Source organism: Caulobacter sp. HMWF025 (assembly GCF_003060965.1).
Classification (GTDB): Bacteria; Pseudomonadota; Alphaproteobacteria; order Caulobacterales; family Caulobacteraceae; genus Caulobacter.
Genome location: NZ_QAII01000058.1, coordinates 1 through 16,890, shown reverse-complemented (window position 1 = coordinate 16,890; position 16,890 = coordinate 1). Strand labels below are relative to the sequence as shown.

Here is a 16,890-nt window from a genome sequence, read left to right as displayed (position 1 = left end):
GTTCAGCAGGGGGCCGTCCATCGACAGCAGCCGCACCTTGGCCGGGCGGGCGAACATGATGGCGCTGATGTCCGACCACTCATGGCCCAGGGTCACCTGGGCCTGGCCGATCGTATAGGGGCCGGCGGGGGCGCTGGTGACGCTGGCACAGGCACTCAGGACAGCGCCGGCCGCCATGACCAGGGCACAGACGCGGAGGGGACGACGGATCATGACGGGTTTCCTTCGGAGAGTTTCTTGAGGCCGGCCTCGACCAGCCAGCGGTCCGGAGCCTGGGGCGAACGGGCAAGATAGGTGTCGTAGGCTGACTGGGCCGTAGCCCTGTCACCGGCCTGGGCGGCCAGATCGCCGAGGATCCGCCAGGTGGCCAGCGGCGCATCGGCGTGGGTCGTGGCTTCGGCATAGGCCTGGCGGGCCTTGTCCAGATCATCGTCCTGCCGGCGCTGGCGATAGACCTCGCCGCGATAGAAGGTCAGCAGGCCGGCGTCCTCGCCTCCGGCAGACAGGCGGTCGATCAGGGCCAGGCTGCTGCCGGGGTCCCGCCGCCGCAGATCATCCTTCAGCCAGGCGGCCAGGTGAGGCCGGATCACGGCACGATAGCGCTTGCGGTCCTCTGCCGTCGCCCGCGGGGCTGCAGCGGCGAGGGTTTCCAGGGCCTTGATCCGGTCAGTGCTGAGCGGGTGGGTGCTGAAAATGCTGCCCCGGGCTTCCTGGTCGCGCACCTTCTTGAAGGACGAGGCCGAGGTCTCGGACACCTGGGCCTGCCACATGGCGGCGCCGGCCGCCGGATCAAAACCGGCCTTGGTGGCCCGCCTGAACCCAAGTTCGTCGGCCTGGCTCTCGTTCTCGCGCGAATAGCTGAAGAAGGCCGAGATCTGGCTGAGATAGATCAGGTCGTTGACCGAACCGGCGGCCCGCATGATGTCGTTGGCGCCCTGGGCCGAGCCGGAATTGACCGCCGCACCCATGGCCACCACACTGACGGCGATCTGTAGCGCCAGGGCACCCTGGGCTCGCGCCTTCATGGCGCGCTGGGCCTCGATCGCGTGGTTTTCGGCGAAGTGGCCGATCTCGTGGCCCAGAACGAAGGCCAGCTGGTCCTCGCTCTCGGCCCGCAGCAGCAGGCCCGACCAGACCTCGGTATAGCCATTGGGGGCCATGGTGGCGTTGAAGAACGGCCGGTCCATCACATAGACCCGAAGATCGCCCTGATATTCCGGCGCCAGCCGGGCGATCAGCCCGGTGACATAGGCGTTGAGGGCCGGGTCGCGGTTCCGCTCGGCCGACTGCCGCGCCTGCTGCTCGGCCTTGTCGGACAGGGCCCAGATCCCGGCCTCATCGGTCGTCTCGGCGGGACGCAGATGGGGCGTGCGCGGTTCGGCGACGACGGGTGTCGTCGCAAGGCTCGTCGCCGCCAGCATCGCCCCCGCCCCCCGGCGGAAGGCGGCGCGCATCAGAGCGGCGCGTCCTTCAGCAGGGCGGTCGCAAATACCTTGGCCCCTTCGGGCGTCCGCATGTCCGAGTTCGGGCCAGCCACGGCCACGTTGAACCACATCACCTTGCCGGTCTTCAGGTCGACCAGCGACGTGAAGGCCACCTGCGAGGCGGAGGGCAGGGCCACCCCGAGCAGGGCCGCGCCGACCATGGCGGCCTTGCGCCCGCCGCTGGAGAACGAGCCGCGGCCGAAGGTGAACAGGGCATAGTCGGCATCATAGGCCTGGGCCAGGGTCTGGGCTCCGGACCCGAGGGTCCAGCTGAAGTCCTTCTTGGTCGGCAGCGAATAGAGCCCGTAGTTGAACCCCTGGATCGAGTTTCCGACCGCCTCGTGCAGGCGCAGCAACTGCAGGGCGCGCGGGTCGTCGACGCTGCTGGGGTCCAGTTCCCGGAACTGGTGGCTCTTGGCAGCGGTTGCGGCCTTGAGTTCGCGATTGATGTTGTCGCGGGCCTGGCTGGACCAGTCGGCCCGGGCCTCGGGCGCGCCGGCCACCGGCAGCAGCGAAAGCTCGATATCGGGCTGCAGGATCAGGATGCGAGCCCCGGCTGCAGGCTTGACCGGTGCCTTGTCGGCGAGGCGTGTGTTGGTGGTGGTACAGGCGGCCAGAAACAGGCACGCGACCAAGGCGATGCTACGAAGCATGGAAACGAAAACCCCCAGAATTCCCCCATCCGCTGCGATTTCTCAAAGCGGACAGATGCACGCTTAGCGCGATTATTCTGAGGCGTCGACAGCAATCTTGGCGAGCGCCGTGCCCAGTTCCTCGACCATGTCGGGCGTCGTCGCCCACGAGCACATGAACCGCGCCGTACCGTCCAGGAAGCGATAGACGAACCAGCCCTGACCGCGCAGGCGCTCCAGGGCCGCGTCGTCCATGTCGACGAAAACGCCGTTGGCCTCGACCGGGTGGCGGATGGGGAAGGGCATCAGGGCGGCCAGCTTGCGGGCCATGGCATTGGCGTGCGCCGCGCGCGCCGCCCAGGGGCCGCCGTCGCTCTGCTCGCCCAGCAGGCCCAGCCAGGGGGCAGCCAGGAAGCGGCCCTTGCTGACCAGCTGGCCGGCATGCTTGAGCCGCGCGTCCAGCCGGCGGGCGTGGTCGGGATTGAGGAAGACCACGGCCTCGGTGGGGGTTGAGCCGGCCTTGGTGCCGCCCATCACCAGGATGTCGACGCCCATCCTGGCGACGGATTTCAGGTCAAAGCCCGCCGCCACGGCATTGGCCAGACGCGCGCCGTCAAGGTGGACGCCGTAATCCCTGGCCTTCACCGGCGCGATCAGGGCGGCCAGATGCGCTGCGTCATAGACCGTGCCGTACTCGGTGGCGGTGGTCAGGGACAGGGCCGCCGCCGGCTGGTTGTAGGACACCTCAGGCCGCGCCAGGGCCGCTTCCAGCCCGGCCAGTTCGATCTTGCCCGAGGCCCCCGGCAGGCCGATCAGTCCGACGCCCTGGCCGAAGAAGCCGGGCGCGCCGGTCTCGTCGGTGCAGATATGGGCGTGCTCATGGGCCAGCACCGCCTCGTGCGGCTGCGCCAGCACCGTCAGCGCAAAGGCGTTGGCGGCCGTGCCCGAGGCGGTGAAGCGGATCTCGGCGTCAGCGTCGAGCAGGGCGCGGATCCGGTCGGCGGCGGCGGCGCTGACATGGTCGGTCCCATAGCCCGAGGCCGTGCCCGCATTGGCGGCGAGCATCGCCTCCATCACCTCGGGCATGGCCCCGGCGACATTGTCGGAAGCGAAGTCGTAGCGGGCTGTGGTCATCAGAAGGGCGGGTTCTCTGGGAAGCCGGGAACGGCAGGGTCGATCTCATGCCATGCCGGAGCCGAGCGGGTCCAGATGCGCACGCCCGGCTTGAGGTCGGCGGACTCGTCCAGCCCGCCCAGCTTCACGGCCAGGAACGGCGCACCGATGTCTGACAGCAGGGGCGTTCCGCAGTCCGGGCAGAACACCCGCCCGACATTGGCCCCGCTGCCGCCGGGGCGGTCATACTGGCGGGGCTTGCCCTCGACGAAGCGGACGCTGTCGCGTGGGGCCATGGCGATGAAGTTGGGCCCGCCTCCTGAGGCATACTGGCAGTCACGGCAATGGCAGACGGCCACGCCCATGAACTCGGCGTCGATTTCGTAGCGAATGGCACCGCAGAGGCAGCCGCCGGTCTTGAGGGTCATGACAGGTTTCCTCGGTCCAGATCAGGATTGGCGGGCCCAGGCCCTTACGTCGTCGACGAACAGGGCCGGTTCCTCCATCGCGCCGAAGTGACCGCCGCTCGGCATGTCGGTCCAGCGGGTGATGTTGTAGGCGCGGTCGCACCAGCTGCGCGGCGGGGCCTGGTAGAGGGCCTCTCCCGGGAAGTTGGCGAAGGCGGTGGGGGTCTCGCAGCGGGTGCCGGCCGGCAGGACGATGCCGCCTTCCTCCATCAGGCCGCGATAGTACCAGGCACCGGTCGTGAAGCTGCCGGTCATCACATAGAGCATGATGTTGGTCAGCAGCTGGTCCTGGCTGAACACCTGCTCGAAGGGCTTGGCCGAAAGGTCGGCCCAGTCGTGGAAGCGCTCGAGGATCCAGGCGGCCTGGCCGACCGGATTGCCCGCACCCAGCCAGGCCAGGGACTGGGGCTTGGAGGCCTGCAGCCGGAAATAGGCTCCCATGACGTCCATGGCAAAACCGGTGCGCTGCATCCAGGCGATCTCGGCCTCGCCCTGCGGCGGGCCGGCGGGGCGGAAGCCGATCATGTTCAGGTGGATGGCCTTCACATGGTCGGCATGGTCGAGGCCGAGCCACGAGGTGACCAGACCGCCCCAGTCGCCGCCCTGGGCGAGGTAGCGGTCATAGCCCAGCACGTCCGTCATCAGGCTGTTGAACAGCCGGGCGGTGGCGCGCTGGCCGATCGGGCGGGCGGGCTTACCGGAAAAGCCGAAGCCGGGCAGGGACGGGATCACCAGATCAAACGCGTCGGCCGGATCGCCGCCGTGGCGCGACGGGAAGGCCAGGGGCTCGATGGCGTCCCAGAACTCGAAATGGCTGCCGGGCCAGCCGTGGGTCAGCAGCAGGGGCCGCTTGCCGCCGGCCTCGCCGACCACGTGGACGAAGTGGAGGTCGAGGTCCTCGACCCGGGCCGTGAACTGCGGGTGGCGGTTGAGGGTTTCCTGCGCCTTGCCCACATCGAAGCCGTCGGTCCAGTAGGCGCAGAGCGCCTTGAGGGTGTCGGCATCACAGCCATAGGTCCAGCCGCCGCCGGCCGGCGCGGGCGGGGCCTCATAGGCCCGCACCTGGGTCAGCACCTTGTCGACGGCCTGCGGGCTCCACTCGACCTTGAACGGCGTGGGCATGGCGGCTCCTCCCTTGTTTGACGAGGAGGGTCAGGCGGGTGACGTGGGGGAGGTCAAGACGAACTCCACGCCTCAAACTGAACCGTCATCCCGCGCTTCATGCGCGGGACCCATCAATCCGCCGCACCTGCGTTGCGAACCGAGGCGCTCAGGTTGAAGCTGAACCATGGGTCCCGCGCATGAAGCGCGGGATGACGGGTTTCGTATGGTTCGGTGCTAAAACTGGCGTGGAACCGGCGTCCAGTTCATCACCTGATCATAGAGATCATCCCAACGCGGATTGTCGCGCTCGATCAGGTTGATCTTCCACTGGCGGGGCCATTCCTTCAGGCGCTTCTCGCGGTGAATGGCCACCGTCATGTCTTCGTGGGTCTCGTACCAGACGAGCCGTTTGAGCCCATACCGTTTGGTGAAACCCGGGATCAGGCCCTCGCGGTGTTGAACGATCCGCGCCTCGAACAGGCTGGTCACGCCGATATAGAGCGTGCCGTAGGGCTGGTTGGTCATCATGTAGACCGCAATGGAGGCATCGCGCGGAACCATGCGGCAAGCATGGGGGGTGATCCTAAAAATTCAATCTTAAATAGAACATCGCATGGGCGAGCTACGCCCTCATAATCCGCCCTCGCACCATCGGCCACAGCGTGTTCACCGCCAGTCCGGTCAGGACCAGCCCGGCGGCGATCAGCTTCCAGGCCGGCAGGCCCTCGTGCAGCAGCAGGGCCGAGGCGCCCATGCCGAACACCGGCACCAGCAGGGCCATCGGGGTGACTGTGGCGGCCGGGTGGCGGGCCAGAAGCCAGCCCCAGGCGGCATAGCCGAACATGGTATTGCCCACCGCCTGCCAGAGGACGGCCACCCAGGTCAGGGCATCGGCCGAGCGCACGCCGTGGACCATGGCGCTCCAGCCTTCCAGCCACAGCGACAGGGCAAACAGCGGCGGGATCGAGAACAGGCTGGCCCAGACGACATAGCCCAGCATGTTCACGCTGCCGGCCTGACGCGCGACGATATTGCCGCCCGACCAGCTGGCGGCGGCGACCAGGACCAGGGCCACGCCCAGCGGTGTCGCCGAGCCGCCGCCGTGGGCGGCGATCAGCACGATGCCGGCCGCCGCCAGCAGCAGGGCGACGACCTGGAAGGGCTGCACCCGCTCGCCGTTGATCTTCATGGCCATTCCGATGGTGAAGAACACCTGGGTCTGCACGACCAGCGACGCCAGGCCCGGCGAGATGTGGCCCTTCATGGCCAGGAACAGCATGCCGAACTGTCCGGCCCCGATCAGCACGCCATAGGCGGCCAGGTTCAGCCAGGGCACGGCCGGCCTCTTGACGAAGAAGGCCATGGGCAGCAGCACCAGGGTGAAGCGCAGGGTGGCGAACAGCAGGGGCGGCAGATGGTCGAGCCCGATCCGGATGACCACGAAATTGGTGCCCCACACCGCCACCACGGCCAGGGCCAGCAGCAGATGGCGCAGGGGCAGGGGCGCAGCGGTCATCGGCGGGTCCTTTTCGGGCGGGCCATCCGCCTTTGATCCCTGACGTCCGGCGCTGCAACGGAAACATTGTCCCGGTGACAATCCGGAGGCGATGCGGACGGGATCAGGGCTCCGGCAGCCCGAGGCCGCGCAGCAGGGTGGCAAACATCTGGCGCCGCAGCGCCTGGGGATCGATGGTCGGGGCCAGCTTGCCGGTGATCTGCAGCATCAGCATGCCGTGCAGCACCGACCAGAACATGTGGCCGATCATTTCGGCGTCGCCCTCCAGCAGGCCCGCCCGGATCATGCCCTCGACGTGGGCGGTCATGGTCCGCCGGGCCCGGCCTACAGCCGCCTGCAGGTCGGGATAGTCGGCCTCGGTCGGCTGGTTGAGGTCGAACATCAGGCGGTAGGCCTGGGGCTGGGCGAGGGCAAACTCGATATAGGCCATGCCGGCCTGGCGCGACCGGACGATCGGGTCGCCCGCCTGACCCATCCCGGCCTCGAGGGCCTCTGCAAAGCGGGTGAAGGCGGCGGCCCGCACGGCGGCGAGAATGGCGTCCTTGTCCTGGAAATAGCGATAGGGGGTCATCGGGCTGACCCCCATGGCCGTGGCCAGCTCGCGCATGGTCACCGCTTCCGGGCCGCGCTCGGCGAACAGGGCCTCGGCGGCCACACACAGGCGACGGCGGAAATCTTCGACGTCTTCGGAAGACAGGACGCGGGGCACTGACGAATCCCTGTTGACGAGTTCAATTTCTTACAACATAAATTTACAACGTAAACAATAAGCCTGCATCACCACAGCCCGGAGACCGACCATGGACGGCGAGGTTCGCATCAACCCCTATCTGACCGGCAATTTCGCACCGGTGCACAGCGAGGATGATTTCGAGCTGGTGGTGGAGGGGGTCCTGCCCCCCGGCCTGACGGGCACCCTGTACCGCAACGGGCCCAATCCCCAGTTCGAGCCGCGCGACGGCAACTATCACTGGTTCGTCGGCGACGGCATGCTGCACGCCTTCACCCTGAACGAGGGCCGGGTGCACTACCGCAATCGCTGGGTCCGCACGAACAAGTGGACGGTCGAGCATGCGGCCGGCCAGGCCCTGTTCGGCAGCTGGGGTAATCCGATGACCACCGATCCGTCGGTCATGGGCACCGACAGCGGCGTGGCCAATACCAATATCGTGCAGCATGCCGGCCGCCTGCTGGCCCTGGAGGAGGCCCATGCGCCCTTCCAGCTGTCCGGTCCCGAGCTCGACTCCATCGGGTCCTATGACCTGGGCGGCAAGGTCACCGCTCACCCCAAGACCTGCCCGCTCACCGGTGAGATGGTGTTCTTCGCCTATGCCGATGATCCGATGCCGCTCTCGAGCAAGGTCAGCTGGGGCGTGGCCGACGCCGCCGGCACCCTGCTGAAGCGCGAGACCTTCGAGGCCCCCTATTGCTCGATGATCCATGATTTCGCGGTCACCCGCGAGCATGTGGTCATTCCGGTCCTGCCCCTGACCGGCAGTCTGCAGAGGGCCATGGGCGGCAAGCCGGTCTTTGCCTGGGAGCCCGAAAAGGGCGGCCAGCTGGCGGTCTTGCGCCGCGACCGGGGCGTCGAAAGCCTGCGCTGGTTCGAGGCCCCCAAGGGCTATGTCTTCCACGTGATGAACGCCTTCGACTCTTCTGATGAGGGGGGCGAGACCCTAATCGTCGACGTCATGCGCTACGCCTCGGCCCCGCTGTTCCCCAGGGCCGACGGCACGCGGGGCGAGAACGCGGCGGCCTATCTGGTGCGCTGGACGATCGATCTGGCCAGCGGGTCGGTGACCGAAAGGCAACTCGACGATCTGGCCGGCGAGTTCCCGCGCTTTGACGAGCGGCTGGCGGGCCTGCCCTATCGCCACGGCTGGTTTGTCGGCCAGAGCCTCAAGCCCGGCGACTTCCGCACCCACATCATCGCCCATATCGACCTGGAGACGGGCCGTCGCAGCGAATGGAGCGTGCCGGTCGGCGATGCGGTGTCCGAGGCCGTCTTCACCCCGGCCTCACCGACTGCGCCGGAGGGCGAGGGCTGGCTGACGGCGGTGGTCTATCGCGGTCAGCTGAATGCCAGCGAGCTGGTGGTTCTGGATGCCCAGAACGTGGCTGCGGGACCGGTGGCCACGGCGAGGGTTCCCCGGCGCGTGCCGTTCGGCTTCCACGGCAACTGGGTGAACGCCTAGCGTCCTTCTCCCCCAAGGGGAGACGGGAGGCGAACAAGTGTTTGACTTGATCGCGGAAGCTCCTGTTACCTCACCCCCCAACAACCAAGGGAGCGCCGCCATGGCCTGGGATTTTCTGGTCGCCAAGACCGACCTGAGACAGACACAGTTCCAGCCCGCGACCCTGCCGGACCTGGGCGCGGACGAGGTCCGTCTGGCGGTCGACAGCTTTGCCCTGACGGCCAACAACATCACCTATGCCGTGTTCGGCGAGGCGATGCGCTACTGGGACTTCTTCCCGGCCGCCGAGGGCTTCGGCCGGGTGCCGGTCTGGGGCTTTGCGACCGTCGAGGCGTCGAACCACCCGGAGATCGCGGTCGGCGAGCGGTTCTACGGCTACTACCCGATGTCCAGCCACCTGACGGTCCAGGCCCGCAAGACGCGCGGCGGCTTCGCCGACGCCGCGCCGCACCGGCAGCATCTGGCGGCGGTCTACAACCAGTATGCGGCCGTCGGCGCAGAGGATGATCTGGAGGCGGCCCGGGCGATCCTGCAGCCGCTGTTCATCACCGGCTTCCTGATCGACGACTTCCTCGACGAGAATGCCATGTTCGGGGCCGGCTCGATCATCCTGTCCAGTGCCTCGTCCAAGACCGCGATTGGCCTGGCCTTCCTGCTCAAGCAGCGGGGCGGGGCCAGGGTGGTCGGCCTGACCTCGCCGCGCAATGTCGCCTTCGTCGAGGCCCTGGGCTTCTATGACGCGGTGGTGACCTATGAGGATCTGGCGACCGCGCCGATCGCGACCCCGGCCGTCTTCGTCGACTTTGCCGGCGATGCGGCGGTGCTGGGCACCGTGCATCGGCGGTTCGGCGATGACCTGGCCTATTCCTGCCTGGTCGGCGGCACCCACTGGGAAGCCCCGCGCGGGGCCGGCGATCTGCCCGGCCCGCGCCCGATCCTGTTCTTCGCCCCCGACCGCGTGAAGAAGCGCCAGGAAGACTGGGGCCCCGGCGGCTTCGAGGCCCGCTACGGCGCGGCCTGGAGCGCCTTCGTCACCGATGCGCCCCGCTGGCTCAAGGTCGAGACGGGGCAAGGCCAGGACGCGCTGGCCGCGACCTATCTGTCGGTCCTGGAAGGCCGGGCCTCGCCGGAAACGGGGTGTATCGTCAGGCCATAGAGCTCCGTCTTTCGACCGCTCTTCCCGGCGAAAGCCGGGACCCAGATCGCGTTCAGAGCGGCAGTCGGACCGGCTCCGTCGGGTTGGCGCGTCATCCCTAGTCGCTCAGGCGGAATCTGGGCCCCGGCCTTCGCCGGGGAGAGCGCAGATTTTTACTTCCCCGCCATCCGGTCAATCACCGCCACGATCCGGGGCCAGGCCGCCGAGGTCGGATCGATCAGTTCGAAGTGTCCGGCGTCGGCGATCGTGATCTCTTCGACCCGGTCTCCGGCCGCCTTCGCCCGGGCCGCGAAGTCCGCGCCGAAGGCGGGCGGCACGATCGGGTCCAGTGCGCCGGAAATCACGGCCAGAGGGGTCCTGATCGGCAGCAGGGCCGGCGGCGAGGTGTCGGCATAGCGGTCAGGAAGGGCGGCTCCGGCGGTCAGCCGGTCGATGGTCTCGGGCCCGCCGCAGGCATCGGGGCCCGTCGCGCGATAGGCCGCCAGGTCATTGATGCCGGCCAGGCTGATCGCCCCCCGGATCTTCAGGGGCTTGCCGACCCTTAGCGGGCTGGTCCGGGGCAGGCGAGGGCGGGCCGCAGCCCAGCTCGTCAGGTGGCCGCCGGCCGAGTGCCCGGCCACGACGACGCGCCGGAGGTCGAGGTTATGCGCCGGAGCCAGCTCGCGCAGTTTGTCCAGGCCCTGGGCCACATCGACAAAGGTGCCGGGATAGCCGCCGCCGGGCTCGCCCAGCCGGCGATAGGCCAGGTTCCACACCGCATAGCCACGTCCCTGCAGGTCCCTGGCCATATAGGCCATCAGCTCGACACTGGGATATTCGGCCAGCCAGCAGCCGCCGTGGATCAGAACGACGACGGGATGCTTGCCGGTGCCTTCGGGCAGCCATAGGTCGCCGAACTGTTCGGGCTCGCTGCCATAGGGAATGTGCGCGGTCGGGGCGGCGCGCGGCATGTCCAGCAACTGCCGGAAGGTCTTGGGCGCGGCGGCGGCAGGACCGGCGGCGATCAGGGCAACAGCGGCGGCAAGGCAGGCGAGACGCATGGAGACTCTTTCGTCGAGGATGCCGCCAGCTAGCCCCGCGCGGCGGTTGCGCGTCAACGGTCCATCCTGGTTCGTTCGGGGCAAAAGCCAGGGACCCGATTCAAGTGGAGAGTTCTTGGCTGATCCGCCAGAGATCCAGCCAGCCGCCCCAGCGCCGGTGGGCTCGACCTGGGCCCCGGCTTTCGCCGGGGAGAGCGGAATTATACACCTTAAAATTGATTTAGTGGATGTTTATCGGCATGGTTATGTCATGCCTTTTGCGGTCTACATTATGGCCGGGCGCCGGAACGGTACCTTCTATACGGGCTAAACCGACGATCTTGCCCGTCGTGTTTTCGAGCATCAGAGCCGTGAACGAGGGTTCACGGCGCGGTATGGCTGCACGATGCTGGTCTGGTACGAGTTTCATGAGACGCGAGAGAGCGCCTGGATCCGCGAACGCCGGATCAAGCAATGGCGTCGGGTTTGGAAGCTGCAACTCATCGAGACCGCGAATCCGGATTGGCGCGATTTAGCGGCTGAGTTTCTGGGCTAGAGGCCCCCCATCACCCGCTCTCCCCGGCGAAAGCCGGGGCCCAGATTTATTCGGGGCGATTGGGTTTAACTGGTCGAGATCTGGCAAGACGCAGTGTCGTCAGCAAACTGGACCCGGACCCCGGCTCTCGCCGGGGTCCGGGGTCAGGCCTACACCAGCGAGCCGTGGCAGTGCTTGAACTTCTTGCCCGAGCCGCACGGGCAGGCGCCGTTGCGGCTGGTGTTTTCCCAGCCGTGGGGCAGGACCGAGACCGGCAGGGCTTCACGCTGCTGGGGCGAGAGGCCTTCGGGCAAGGCCCCGGCGGTGGCGACGTTTTCCCCGGTCAGCGGGTCCATATGGACCTCGATCAGGTTTTCCGGGCTGTGCAGGGGCTCGGGCTCGGCATAGGCGATCTCGACCGTCATCAGCCAGCGGGTGGTGTTGGTGCGCAGGTCGCCCAGCAGCTTTTCGAACAGGCTGAAGGCTTCGGTCTTGTACTCGTTCAGCGGATCGCGCTGGCCGTAGCCGCGCAGGCCGATGACGTTGCGCAGGTGGTCGAGGTGCATCAGGTGCTCGCGCCACTGCAGATCGATCATCTGCAGCAGGAAGCTCTTTTCGACCTGGCGCATCTGGTCGGGGGTGATGATCTCTTCGCGCTCGGCGGCATAGGCGTCGGCGGCCTTGCTGATGCGCTCGCGCATCTCCTCGTCGGCGATGCCTTCCTCGGCGGCCCACTCGGCGAGCGGCAGGTCGAGGCCGAAGATCGACTTCACCCGCTCGGTCAGGCCCTCGATGTCCCACTGCTCGGCATAGGCCTTGGGCGGCAGGTGACGCAGGACCAGGTCGTCGACCACGTCGCGGCGCATCTCATGGATGATTTCCGAGAGGTCGCTGCTCTCCATGAACTCCTGGCGCTGCTCGAACACGGCCTTGCGCTGGTCGTTGACGACGTCGTCGTACTTCAGGAGGTTCTTGCGGATCTCGTAGTTGCGCTGCTCGACGCGCTTCTGGGCGGTGGCGATGGCGTTGTTCAGCCACTTGTGGGTGATCGCCTCGCCTTCCTGGACGCCGAAGGTGCGCATGATCGCATCCAGACGCTCGCCGGCGAAGATGCGCAGCAGGTCATCCTCGCACGACAGGAAGAACTTGGAGCGGCCCGGGTCACCCTGACGGCCGGTCCGGCCGCGCAGCTGGTTGTCGATGCGACGGCTTTCGTGGCGCTCGGTGCCGAGCACGAACAGGCCGCCGGCGGCCAGGGCCTTGGCCTTGGACTCGGCGATATCCGCCTCGATCTCGGCGCGCATGGCCAGTTCGTCGGCGGGCAGCGGCGTGATGCCCAGGCCCTTCTGCTGCTGGCGCCAGCTGGCCAGGCGCATGTCGAGATTGCCGCCCAGCTGGATGTCGGTGCCGCGTCCGGCCATGTTGGTGGCGATGGTCACCGCCCCCGGCGCGCCCGCGTCAGCGACGATGCCGGCTTCCTGTTCGTGGAAGCGGGCATTGAGCACCTGGTGGGGAATCCCGACCTGCTTTTTGCCGTCGTTTTCCCACGCATAGGTCGACAGCAGCTTGGACAGTTCTTCGGACTTCTCGATCGACACCGTGCCGACCAGGATCGGCTGGCCGCGCATGTGGCAGTCGGCGATCTGCTTGAGGATCGACTCGTTCTTCTCGCGCTCGGTGCGATAGACCTCATCGTCATCGTCGATGCGCTGGATGACGCGATTGGTCGGGATCTCGCTGACGCCCATCTTGTAGATGTCGTCGAATTCCTGGGCCTCGGTCGAGGCCGTGCCGGTCATGCCCGACAGCTTGGTATAGAGGCGGAAGTAGTTCTGGATGGTCACCGAGGCCAGGGTCTGGTTCTCGGGCTGGATGGCGGCGCCTTCCTTGGCCTCGATCGCCTGGTGAAGGCCTTCCGACAGGCGGCGGCCGGTCATCATGCGGCCGGTGAACTCGTCGATCAGGACGATCTCGTCGCCCTTGACGATGTAGTCCTTGTCGCGCGTGTACAGCACATTGGCCCGCAGGGCCTGGTTGACGTGGTGCACCACCGAGATGTTGGCGGCGTCATAGAGCCCGGCGGTGTCCTCGGCCAGATGGCCGCCCGACATCAGGATCTCTTCGATCCTCTCCTGGCCTTCTTCGGTCAGGATGACCTGCTTCTGCTTCTCGTCGTGGTCATAGGTCGCCTTGTCCTTGATCATCTCTTTGATCAGGGCGTCGATGGTCTTGTAGAGTGAGCTGCGGTCTTCGGTCGGGCCCGAGATGATCAGCGGGGTGCGGGCCTCGTCGATCAGGATCGAGTCGACCTCGTCGACGATGACAAAGTGGTGGCCGCGCTGGACCATTTCGTCGACGCTGTAGACGAGGTTGTCGCGCAGGTAGTCGAAGCCGAATTCGTTGTTGGTGCCGTAGGTGATGTCGCTGCGATAGGCGCGCTGACGTTCACCCTGGCTCAGGCCGTTGACGATCACGCCATAGGACAGGCCCAGGAAGTTGTAGACCTGGCCCATCCACTCGGCGTCGCGCCGGGCCAGGTAGTCGTTCACGGTGATGACGTGCACGCCCTTGCCGGCGAGGGCGTTCAGATAGGTCGGCAGGGTCGCGACGAGGGTCTTGCCTTCGCCGGTCCGCATTTCCGAGATGCCGCCGAAGTGCAGCACCATGCCGCCGACCAGCTGGACGTCGAAGTGGCGCATGCCCAGCACCCGCTTGGAGGCCTCGCGCACGGCGGCGAAGGCTTCGTGCAGCAGGCCATCCAGGGTCTCGCCCTTTTCAAGGCGGGCCTTGAACTCGGCCGTCTTGGCCTTGAGGGCCTCGTCCGACAGTGCGGCATATTCCGGCTCGAAGGCGTTGATCTTCGCCACACGGGCGGTCAGCGTCTTGACCTTGCGATCGTTGGAAGAGCCGAAGAGCTTTTTGGCGAAGCCGAGCATGAAGTCGAAATTCCGATGAAGTGTGATGCGGTCCGGACGTTGGCGATCGTGCAAGGTCATTCCCCGACACGAAAATTTGGTCCTTTGAACGCGCGCGAGACTTAAGCAGCGCCCCCCCCAGTGTCAACGCGAGGGCTTCCGCAGCGTCGAGCAAAGTCACAGGTTTCCGGCATTCTTGGGGCCTGGCCTGACCTGACTGCCAGAATTGAACGAAAGCCCTGGCCCGACGGCGTCCGAGTTGCATTCCCCTGCGGCCGAAACCACGCTAGAGCGCAAGCGAAGTTCGTGCGGAGATCCGTCTTGACGAAACCTGTCTCTGTCCGCGCCTGGATCGTCGTGGTCGCCGCGCTCTTGCTGGCCTCCTGCGGCCAGGACAAGGGTGCCGAGAAGCCGCCCGAACCGGGCGACGTGGCCGTGGCCAAGGTCAATGGCCACAATGTCTGGGCCTCGGACGTCAAGCGCGAGGCCGTAGCCCAGGGTCTGATCAGCGAGGGCGAGCCGCTGGACATCTCCAGCGAGCTGTTCCGCCAGCGCCTGGACGAGGTGATCGACCAGAAGCTGCTGGCCTCAGAGGCCCTGAAGCGCAAGCTGGACAAGGATCCCGTGGCCCAGCGCCGCCTCGCCGCCGCGCGCGAGCGGATCCTCGGCGACATGCTGGTCGAGAGCGTGGTCGAGAAGGCCGTCAACGAGGACGCCATCCGCCGGCTCTATGCCGAGCAGCAGAAGCTGTCCAAGCGCTCCGAGGAGATCCGCGCCCGGCAGATCCTGGTGGCCAGCCAGGCCGAGGGCGACAGCATCAAGAAGCTGCTGGCCACCGGGGCCTCGTTCGACGCCCTGGCCATGGAGCGGTCCACCGACCAGGCCACGCGCTTCAACGGCGGGGATCTCGGCTATTTCACCGTCGACGTGATGCCCGAAGCCTATGCCGGGGCCCTGAAGACCGCCAAGAAGGGCGACATCGTCGGGCCCTTCGCCACCGAGGGCGGCTGGGCCATCCTGCGGGTCGAGGACAAGCGCATGGAAGAGCCGATCACGCTCGAGGCCGCCCGGCCGCAGATCGTGCGCTTCCTGACCTATGACCAGGTCCGCGACCTGCTGGAAAAGCTGCGCGGCGGGGCCAAGGTCGACATGCTGACCGGCAAGGGCCAGGACCTGCCCGGTGCCCCGCAGGAGCCGGCCTCGGCTCCGCCTGAAGCCACCCCTCCGGCCTCCGCGCCGGGCCAGAACTGATCGAGGCGCGTCCCATGCCCCGCAAGACCGACAAGTCACCGTCCGAGGCCGCTCCGGCCGATGTCGCCGCCGAGACCGCCGTTCCCTCGCCCGGCGCGGTGGAACGCGTGGGCCAGACCCTGGAGCGGGCCCTGGATCCCCTGACCACGGCCTTCAAGCGGGTCGGACTGCGGCGCGGTGAAAAGCGCGAGGCCCCGGCCGCCGCGCCCGCCGCCGCCGCTGCCCCGGGCAAGCCGGGCCTGATGGTGTCGCCCTTGGCGGTGCCGTTCCCGACCATTCCGCCGATCCCCGGTGTCGAGATCGCCACCGGGCGCGCGGGCTTCTACAAGCATGAGCGCGAAGACCTGCTGCTGATGCGCTTTGCCGAGGGCACCTCGGCGGCCGGCGTCTTTACCCGGCACGGCGTCGGCTCGGCCCCGGTTGACTGGTGCAAGCGCCAACTGACCGCCAGCGGCGGCGCCGATGTGCGCGCCCTGGTGGTCAATGCCGGCTGCGCCAACAGCTTCACCGGCAAGCCGGGCGCCGATGCGGTGCGCCGGGTGGCCACAGCCGTGGGCAAGCGCTTCGACTGCCGGCAGCGCGACGTGATGATGGCCTCGACCGGCGTGATCGGCGTCATCCTCGACGACAGCAAGATCACCGCCCGCCTGCCTGAGGTCGAGACCCGCCTGACCGAGGACGCCTGGGCCGGCGCCGCGGCGGCGATCATGACCACCGACACCTTCCCCAAGGGGGCCTATGCCACGGCGATGATCGACGGGCATGAGGTCAAGATCGCCGGCATCGCCAAGGGCTCGGGCATGATCGCGCCGGACATGGCCACCATGCTGGCCTTCGTGGCCACCGACGCCAAGATCGCCCCGGCCGCCCTGCAGACCCTGGTCAGCCTCTATACCCGCACCACCTTCAACTGCGTGACCGTGGATGGCGACCGGTCGACCAACGACACCCTGCTGCTGTTCGCCACCGGCCAGTCGGCTGCGCCCAAGATCCACCGGGCCGGGGACCGTCGCCTGGCAGACTTCCGCGAAAAGCTGGAAGGCGTGCTGCTGGACCTGGCCCTGCAGCTGGTCCGCGACGGCGAGGGGGCGACCAAGTTCGTCAAGATCACCGTCAACGGCGCCGAGAGCCCGGCCAGCGCCCGCAAGATCGCCCGCACCATCGCCGAGAGCCCGCTGGTCAAGACCGCCTTCGCCGGCGAGGACGCCAACTGGGGCCGGATCGTCATGGCCGTGGGCCGCGCCGACGAGCCGGTGGCCCGCGAACGGATCAATGTCCGCTTCGGCGATCTCTATGCCGCCCGCGACGGCCTGATCTCGGCCGACTATGACGAGGCGGCGATGAGCGCCTACGTCAAGAAGCCCGAGTTCGAGGTCAGCGTCGACGTCGGCGTGGGCAAGGGCTCGGCGACGGTCTGGACCTGCGATCTGACCAAGCAGTATGTGGCGATCAACGGGGATTACCGGAGCTAGATCCTCCCCCTGAAGGGGGAGGATCTAGCTC

The 16,890-nt window shown here is 67.5% G+C and carries 15 protein-coding genes and 1 pseudogene; 5 read left to right on the top strand and 11 right to left on the bottom strand.

Annotated features, from left to right (window positions below):
* The 9 genes from DBR10_RS07650 to DBR10_RS07610 form a co-directional block, all read right to left on the bottom strand.
* On the bottom strand, positions 1–213 hold a 213-nt coding region (locus DBR10_RS07650; protein WP_146187828.1), incomplete at its 3' end, for a hypothetical protein.
* Complete coding sequence (locus DBR10_RS07645) at positions 210–1,454, bottom strand: M48 family metallopeptidase (protein WP_108504471.1); 1,245 nt, start codon at positions 1,452–1,454, stop codon at positions 210–212. The genes DBR10_RS07650 and DBR10_RS07645, both read right to left, overlap by 4 nt.
* Positions 1,454–2,137, bottom strand: a complete 684-nt coding sequence (locus DBR10_RS07640) for a hypothetical protein (protein ID WP_108504472.1) — start codon at positions 2,135–2,137, stop codon at positions 1,454–1,456. Before DBR10_RS07640 ends, DBR10_RS07645 begins: the two co-directional genes overlap by 1 nt.
* A gap of 72 nt (positions 2,138–2,209) precedes the next feature.
* A complete protein-coding gene (locus DBR10_RS07635) occupies positions 2,210–3,250 on the bottom strand; it encodes a beta-eliminating lyase-related protein (protein ID WP_108504473.1) in 1,041 nt (346 codons plus the stop codon).
* Positions 3,250–3,657, bottom strand: a complete 408-nt coding sequence (locus DBR10_RS07630) for a GFA family protein (RefSeq protein WP_108504474.1) — start codon at positions 3,655–3,657, stop codon at positions 3,250–3,252. The genes DBR10_RS07635 and DBR10_RS07630 overlap by 1 nt, the downstream gene beginning before the upstream one ends.
* A gap of 21 nt (positions 3,658–3,678) precedes the next feature.
* A complete protein-coding gene (locus DBR10_RS07625) occupies positions 3,679–4,818 on the bottom strand; it encodes an epoxide hydrolase family protein (protein ID WP_108504475.1) in 1,140 nt (379 codons plus the stop codon).
* Between the two features lie 216 nt (positions 4,819–5,034).
* Positions 5,035–5,361, bottom strand: coding sequence for a GIY-YIG nuclease family protein (locus DBR10_RS07620; RefSeq protein ID WP_108504476.1), 327 nt, complete (start codon positions 5,359–5,361; stop codon positions 5,035–5,037).
* 61 nt (positions 5,362–5,422) lie between these two features.
* Positions 5,423–6,316: an EamA family transporter gene (locus tag DBR10_RS07615; RefSeq protein WP_108504477.1), complete on the bottom strand. Its 894-nt coding sequence runs from the start codon at positions 6,314–6,316 to the stop codon at positions 5,423–5,425.
* A 103-nt stretch (positions 6,317–6,419) separates the two neighbouring features.
* On the bottom strand, positions 6,420–7,025 hold the full coding sequence (locus DBR10_RS07610; RefSeq protein ID WP_108504478.1) for a TetR/AcrR family transcriptional regulator: 606 nt from the start codon (positions 7,023–7,025) through the stop codon (positions 6,420–6,422).
* Between the two features lie 91 nt (positions 7,026–7,116).
* Between DBR10_RS07610 and DBR10_RS07605 the strand changes: the two genes are divergently transcribed.
* Positions 7,117–8,511, top strand: coding sequence for a carotenoid oxygenase family protein (locus DBR10_RS07605; RefSeq protein ID WP_108504479.1), 1,395 nt, complete (start codon positions 7,117–7,119; stop codon positions 8,509–8,511).
* 100 nt (positions 8,512–8,611) lie between these two features.
* Entirely contained in the window at positions 8,612–9,667 is a 1,056-nt protein-coding gene (locus DBR10_RS07600) for a DUF2855 family protein (RefSeq protein WP_108504480.1), read from the top strand.
* 152 nt (positions 9,668–9,819) lie between these two features.
* Here the strand turns inward: DBR10_RS07600 and DBR10_RS07595 are convergent, their stop codons facing one another.
* Entirely contained in the window at positions 9,820–10,707 is an 888-nt protein-coding gene (locus DBR10_RS07595) for an alpha/beta hydrolase family protein (RefSeq protein ID WP_199223486.1), read from the bottom strand.
* 250 nt (positions 10,708–10,957) lie between these two features.
* Here DBR10_RS07595 and DBR10_RS07590 point away from each other — a divergent pair.
* Positions 10,958–11,242, top strand: a pseudogene (locus tag DBR10_RS07590) (GIY-YIG nuclease family protein).
* Between the two features lie 149 nt (positions 11,243–11,391).
* Here the strand turns inward: DBR10_RS07590 and secA are convergent.
* Positions 11,392–14,157: a preprotein translocase subunit SecA gene (gene secA / locus DBR10_RS07585; RefSeq protein ID WP_108504491.1), complete on the bottom strand. Its 2,766-nt coding sequence runs from the start codon at positions 14,155–14,157 to the stop codon at positions 11,392–11,394.
* Between the two features lie 300 nt (positions 14,158–14,457).
* Here secA and DBR10_RS07580 point away from each other — a divergent pair, with 300 nt between their 5' ends.
* Together DBR10_RS07580 and argJ are read left to right on the top strand one after the other, a co-directional pair.
* Positions 14,458–15,387, top strand: coding sequence for a peptidylprolyl isomerase (locus DBR10_RS07580; protein WP_177486204.1), 930 nt, complete (start codon positions 14,458–14,460; stop codon positions 15,385–15,387).
* Between the two features lie 14 nt (positions 15,388–15,401).
* A complete protein-coding gene (gene argJ / locus DBR10_RS07575) occupies positions 15,402–16,859 on the top strand; it encodes a bifunctional glutamate N-acetyltransferase/amino-acid acetyltransferase ArgJ (RefSeq protein WP_233243317.1) in 1,458 nt (485 codons plus the stop codon).
* Positions 16,860–16,890: the final 31 nt, after the last annotated feature.